Here is a 5,793-nt window from a genome sequence, read left to right as displayed (position 1 = left end):
TGCTGGCGGCTAAAGCCGCTTGAGTCGGTTTTCCTCTCCGCGATCAATCACGGAGCTTCCAACCCTCCCAGGAGTTTGACGTGATGCCAGCCAAAGTCGCCGTCAACTCAAGCAGATTTCGCCCCCGATCGCCCGCTCAGAACCAGATGGAGCTGGCTTTACCGGATGTTTTTTTCCGTCGCTTTTCTCCCGGGACAGACCGTGAAAAATTGACCCCCGACAACCGCCGGCGGCGATCGCACGGTGGCGGGTTATCTCGCCCGAAAAATGGCAGGGCATCCCCGTCGGGGTACCGAATCGAAAGCCCCCCGGGACGCGATCGCATCCCGGCGGATGCCGAAGCGAAAAACGGGTTCGCTCTCCGCCCTTCTTCAAACGGCTAAAAACGGCGATCGCACCCCGGGAACGACCGGCCATCACGGCCCATTTTGGCGGTCGCTCCTCCGTTCCCCTTCACCCATCTAAAGAACCGGGAGGACGAGTCAAAATTCCGTTCAACAACCGAGAGGAAAAATAGCCAGATGAATACCCGGAAAAAAACCCAGATCGCGATCGCCTGTCAGGGAGGGGGGAGCCACGCCGCCTTTACCGCCGGAGTCCTGCGGCGATTCCTACAATCCGACGTGGGCGCGCGCTACGAAATCGTCAGCCTCAGTGGCACCTCCGGTGGCGGACTGTGCGCGCTCCTGGCCTGGTACGGACTGCTCAAAAACGGTGAAAGTGAGGCGGTGCCACCCGACCGCGAATTGCTCGACTTTTGGCAGGACAACTCAGCCACCCAACTGTGGGAACAATACCTGAATTACCTCCTCGTCCAATCCTGCCGATTTTACGAAAAAGGCATCATCCCCAGCTACGCCTCGAACCCCTACTTGTGGGGCGGAATGCAACAAATTTGGCAGACCTTGACCCCGCGGCGAGAATATCTCGACCTGAAAAAACTGATCGAAAAGCACATCAATTTTGAACAACTCCCCGACCTAATCCGAACCGCGAGTCCCCGCTTATTTTTAGGTTCGGTGAACGTCCGGTCTGGAGACTCCAAAATCTTCGACTCCCTGCGGGGAGAAATCGAGATCGAAGCCATCCTCGCCTCCGCCGCCATCCCCAACCTCTTCAAAGCCGTCGAAATCGGCGACGCCGCCTACTGGGACGGCCTGTTCGCCGAAAACCCGCCCGTCCTCCCCCTGGCGGACCCCGACCTCATCCCCCCCTCACGCTGGCCCGAGGAACTGTGGGTGATCCGGGTCAACCCCCGCACCTGCGAGGACATCCCCCGGACGCCCCAAGAAATTTCGGAGCGGCGCGACCAACTCTCCGGAAACCTCGCCCTCCATCACAGCCTGCAGTTCATCGAACGCACCAACCGCTGGCTGCGGCAGGGGATTTTAAACGGCGTGCGGGCCGGAATTGCCCCCGTCGAAATTCGCCAACTCGAAATCGACCCGTCCCACCGGTCTGGACTGGATTTCGCCTCCAAATTCGATCGCGACCCGGATCTGATCGAACACCTCCTCAACGCCGGATTCCGCCAGGCCGAAACCTTCCTCGACACCCTCTCCGTCTCCAACCCGGACTTCGCGGCCGCCGCCGAGCCCCGGGTCCCCCAACTCGATCCGGGCGTGCTGTGGCAAATCGGCGGCCCCCCGGGACGGCTCAACTTCCCCCAACCGGGCATCTGGACCCCCGAATATCACTACCGAGTTGGCACCGACCCCGACCCCGTCAACAATCCCAACCTGCCCAAGATCCTCACCGCCCCCGACGCCCAAAAACCGCCCGGGGTGGCATCCACCGACCGCCTCAACATCCACTTCCACCTGAGGCGAGACTACGGCGAGGGCGAGCTCACCCTGTTCTACAACCGCGACGGGGCCGAAGAAGATCGCATCTTCCTCGACGACATCCTCTTGATCCGCATCTGGGGGGCGGGGGACAACCAGACCCGCCAGAGCCAACTGCGACTCGGACCGGTTTCGGCGGGGGAACACACCCTGACCCTGATCGCCGTGGGGGGCAGCGGCGGCCATCGCATCTACGAACTGAAATTGGAAGTCGGCGTCGCCCTCCCCTATCCCGTGGAAGCGGAACCCTGGATGGCCGAAGCGCCCCCCGAAGCGCCCGAACCAGACCGGGAGGCGGCACCCGCCGAACCCCCGCCCCCGGAAACCCCCGCCGTCATCTGCTCCGATCGCCCCTGCGCCACGGGACGGGCCACCGACCGGGTGGATTTGATTGTCGTCATCGACACCGACGCCTCGATGCGCCCGGAAGCCCGGGGACTCAGCGACATCGCCGAAACGGCGATCGCCGACATCCAAAAGGCCGCCCCCTGTGACCTGCGGGTGACGTGGCTGGGCATCGGGGGAACCTGGGCGCGAAGCCGGTTCGACCACACGGTTCGGGATTACCTGATCCGCGAGTGCCGGGTTCCCCCTGCCGAAATTCGCAGCCGTCACCGGGGCGAATTGGCCGGCGGGGATGCCCGGGAAAATGTCGCCCGCACCATTCAAGAACTCTGCGATCGCTTCAACTGGCGGATGGGGGCGACCCGGGGGATTTTCTACGTCGGCGCCCGGCCCCTGGAAGGGGGCGACGGTCGCCCCGACGACGAAGATATCGAAGCGGCCGATATCGCCATTCAAACCGCCAAAGCGGCCGGCGTCGCCGTCCACACCTATTGGGGCACCGACGCAGAGGAAATCGCCGCGGACTACGGCCGTCTGGCGGCGGAAACCGGGGGGCGATCGTTCGCCGAAGGCGATGTCGGAGGGAAATACTATGCCCTGTTGCGGGATGTCATCCTCGCCACCCGCCGGGTCGATCGCCGGGCCGAATTGCCGGAATCCCTGCCGGGATTGGCGTTCCGGGCGAGTCTGCCGCCGGATTCCCAGACCCTCTCCTTGCAGGCGACGAACCAAGAAATCAACGCCGCGATCGCCGATCTGGCGGTGGTGGACGTGGAAGTGACGACGGTGGACGGCGATCGGCAGGGGATCCTCCCCGACGGGGAATCCCTGGTTCTGGGGGATTTGCCCGCCGCCGACGCCGAACCCGCCACCGCGACGGCCGAGTTCGTGCCGGACGAGTCCTGGGACGGGACGGACCTCACCACCGCGCGGTTGTGCTATACCTGCCGGGTGTCGGTGAATTTCCGGGGCCGCGATCGCTTCAAGTTCACAATTTCCGAGGGGGAATAAATCATGACGGACAACAGTACCATGCCCAAGGTGGACCTGGTGGCGATCGTCGATACCCGCACCAGTTTGCGGGCCGACGCCGAGGCCCTCAGCGAAGCCGCCGAAACCGCCATCGCGGCGGCCACCGAAGCGAGTCCCTGCGATTTGCGGGTGACGTGGCTGGGGCTCGAGGGGATCTGGCCCGACACCCGGTTCAGCCGCACCCTCCGCAACTATTTGATGGGCAACTGCGGGGTTTCCGATTCCCAATTGCTGCGGTTGAAGTCGCCCCGCAACACCCGCAACGACCCCGCCCGGGGTGACGGGGCTGAGGCGATCGATTACCTGTGCCGTTATTTTAACTGGCGCGATCGGGCGAATCGGGCGATCTTCTATATGGGCGACGGCGCCCTGGGGGGGGGTGACAGGGGCGGCCCAGTGGACCGGCAACTGTGCGATCGCGCCATCGCGGCGGCTAAATCTGCCGGCGTCGTCGTCCACACCTATTTCGGCGTCACCGACAGCCTTTACCCGGAGGAATTCCAAGCCGATTACGCCCGACTCGCCGAACAAACCGGGGGATTGAGTTATATTGCCCCCCCGGATGACGGCGGGTTTTCGGCGGTGTTGGCGGCGGTGATTCGCGGCAGTCTCAGCACGTCTTATTCCTTGGAAATGACCCGGCCGCTGCCCTGTTTCGAGTTGATTACTCCCCAGTCCCGGTTGGGGACGAATCGAACCTCAACAGTGGCGATCGCGGCGACGAATTGTTACACTAACGTGACGTTTCGGGACGTGACGGTTTATCTGTCGGCGGTGACGGTAGGCGATAGGTACGCGATCGCGGATCGCACGCCGGTGCCGAATTTACCGGGCGAAATCCCCGCGATCGTCTGGGAACCCAACACCCCCATCCACTTCGGCGACTTGCCACCCTTCGACCCGGACGCTTCCCCTTCTCCGGCGGCGACGACCCGGGAAATTCAAGTGGAAACTCGCGGCCATGTCACCGGCGAATTTTGGCTGAATATCGACTACACCTATGCCGCCGAATTCGATTACGAGGGGCAGGTCAATTGTCCGGTGCGGACGGATAGTAATTGAAGAAAAATTGGGCGGGCATTGCCCGCCATGCTGCCACCGAAAGACTCAAAAAACCGGGTTTTGAATTGATATGGCGCCCCGCGCTATATTAACACATCGTCGGTGCGTTCCCACTCATTCATTATCGTTCGAGTCGGTCGGTGACGGCCGGGAACGCACCCGAAAAAACTACTTTTTTGCCGATAAAACCTCCCCCGTCTCCGGGTCGAACAGATGAATTTTTTCGACCGCGATCGCCAGACCGATTTCCTCCCCCAATTTCACCCCGGAATGGGCGGGAATTCTCACCTGCAAACTCTCCTCCGGCGGTTCGGTAAACTTGACCGATAACAGGGTTTCGTGTCCCAATGCTTCGATGCGGTGGACTCGCACTCTCCAATGATCGGCCGAAGGAATAGCCGGGGTGAGATGTTCCGGCCGCACCCCCAAAAGTACCGACCTATCCCCCAATTTAGAAGAGCGATCGCCCGACAAAAATAGGCTAAAATGGGGGTGGAGCAATTCCCCTGTTTTGGAGAGTCGAACCGGCAGAAAATTCATCGGCGGGGAACCGATAAACTCGGCGACGAAACGGTTGGCGGGGAAGTCGTACAAATCCAAAGGGGCGGCGATTTGCTGGATCTGTCCAGCGTTCATCACCGCGATGCGGGTGCCCATCGTCATGGCTTCGGTTTGGTCGTGGGTGACGTAAATTGTCGTCGTGCCCAACTGCCGCTGCAACTCCACAATTTGCGATCGCGTCTCCGTCCGCAACCGGGCGTCCAAATTTGACAGCGGTTCGTCCATCAAAAATACCCGGGGATTGCGGGCCATCGCCCGCCCCAACGCCACCCGCTGCTTCTGTCCCCCGGAGAGTTGTTTGGGGAGGCGGTCCAGGAGCGGTTCGATCTGGAGGATTTGGGCCACCTGCCGCACCCGGCCGGCCACCGATCGCTCCCCCTCCGATTGATACCGCAGAGATTTGGGCAGGTTCCGCGTCGTCGCCACCAACAGGCGATCGCCGATCTTGTCCCGATTTCGGGTTCGCCGCAACCCGAAGGCCAAATTATCGTAAACCGTCAGGTGGGGATAGAGGGCGTAATTTTGGAACACCATCGCCACATCCCGGGCCTTGGGGGGGCGATCGTTCGCCAGGGTGTCCCCGATCCAAATTTTCCCCGCCGTCGGCGTTTCCAACCCCGCGATCAGCCGCAGCAGGGTACTTTTCCCGCACCCGGACGGCCCCACCAACACCATAAATTCCCCGTCGGATACCGTCAAATTAATATTGCGGAGTACCGCGTCGGACGGGGCGTCGGGAGTCGATTTCGCTTTCGGAGACGAAAAGCGTTTGTAGAGATTTTCCAGGACGACTTCAGCCATTGCCCGAACCCCCGCCCTTGATCGCCTGTATGGGCCTGTTCACCGCCACGACTCGCTCCGAAGTCCCCATGGACACCATGCGATCGCCCGTGCCGTCTTTGCCCCACATCGGCACCACATCGGGGATAATGTGGATGATCCGATTTTC

The 5,793-nt window shown here is 61.9% G+C and carries 4 protein-coding genes; 3 read left to right on the top strand and 1 reads right to left on the bottom strand.

Annotation, left to right across the window (positions count from 1 at the left end; genetic code table 11):
* The first annotated feature begins 267 nt into the window (after positions 1-267).
* From LKE08_RS04430 to LKE08_RS04420, 3 genes are read left to right on the top strand one after another with little or no spacing between them, the layout of a single operon-like run.
* Positions 268-465 carry a hypothetical protein gene (locus tag LKE08_RS04430; protein ID WP_324702987.1) on the top strand — a complete coding sequence of 66 codons (198 nt, stop codon included), beginning with the start codon at positions 268-270 and terminating at the stop codon, positions 463-465.
* A gap of 56 nt (positions 466-521) precedes the next feature.
* A complete protein-coding gene (locus LKE08_RS04425) occupies positions 522-3,200 on the top strand; it encodes a patatin-like phospholipase family protein (protein WP_324702986.1) in 2,679 nt (892 codons plus the stop codon).
* Between the two features lie 3 nt (positions 3,201-3,203).
* On the top strand, positions 3,204-4,283 hold the full coding sequence (locus LKE08_RS04420; protein ID WP_324702985.1) for a hypothetical protein: 1,080 nt from the start codon (positions 3,204-3,206) through the stop codon (positions 4,281-4,283).
* Between the two features lie 168 nt (positions 4,284-4,451).
* On the opposite strand, the gene LKE08_RS04415 is transcribed toward LKE08_RS04420, so the two are convergent.
* Positions 4,452-5,645, bottom strand: a complete 1,194-nt coding sequence (locus LKE08_RS04415; RefSeq protein WP_324702984.1) for an ABC transporter ATP-binding protein — start codon at positions 5,643-5,645, stop codon at positions 4,452-4,454.
* Between the last annotated feature and the right edge of the window lie 148 nt (positions 5,646-5,793).

Source organism: Lyngbya sp. CCY1209, assembly GCF_035615495.1.
Classification (GTDB): Bacteria; Cyanobacteriota; Cyanobacteriia; order Cyanobacteriales; family Microcoleaceae; genus Limnospira.
The sequence above is the reverse complement of the archived record's forward strand: the minus strand, read 5'-3'. Positions and strand labels throughout refer to the sequence as shown.

Bases quoted from the DNA above. Each gene is read 5' to 3' on its own strand.
- LKE08_RS04415 (WP_324702984.1), bottom strand. From the start codon at position 5,645: ATGGCTGAAGTCGTCCTGGAAAATCTCTACAAACGCTTTTCGTCTCCG.
- LKE08_RS04430 (WP_324702987.1), top strand. From the start codon at position 268: ATGGCAGGGCATCCCCGTCGGGGTACCGAATCGAAAGCCCCCCGGGAC.
- LKE08_RS04420 (WP_324702985.1), top strand. From the start codon at position 3,204: ATGACGGACAACAGTACCATGCCCAAGGTGGACCTGGTGGCGATCGTC.
- LKE08_RS04425 (WP_324702986.1), top strand. From the start codon at position 522: ATGAATACCCGGAAAAAAACCCAGATCGCGATCGCCTGTCAGGGAGGG.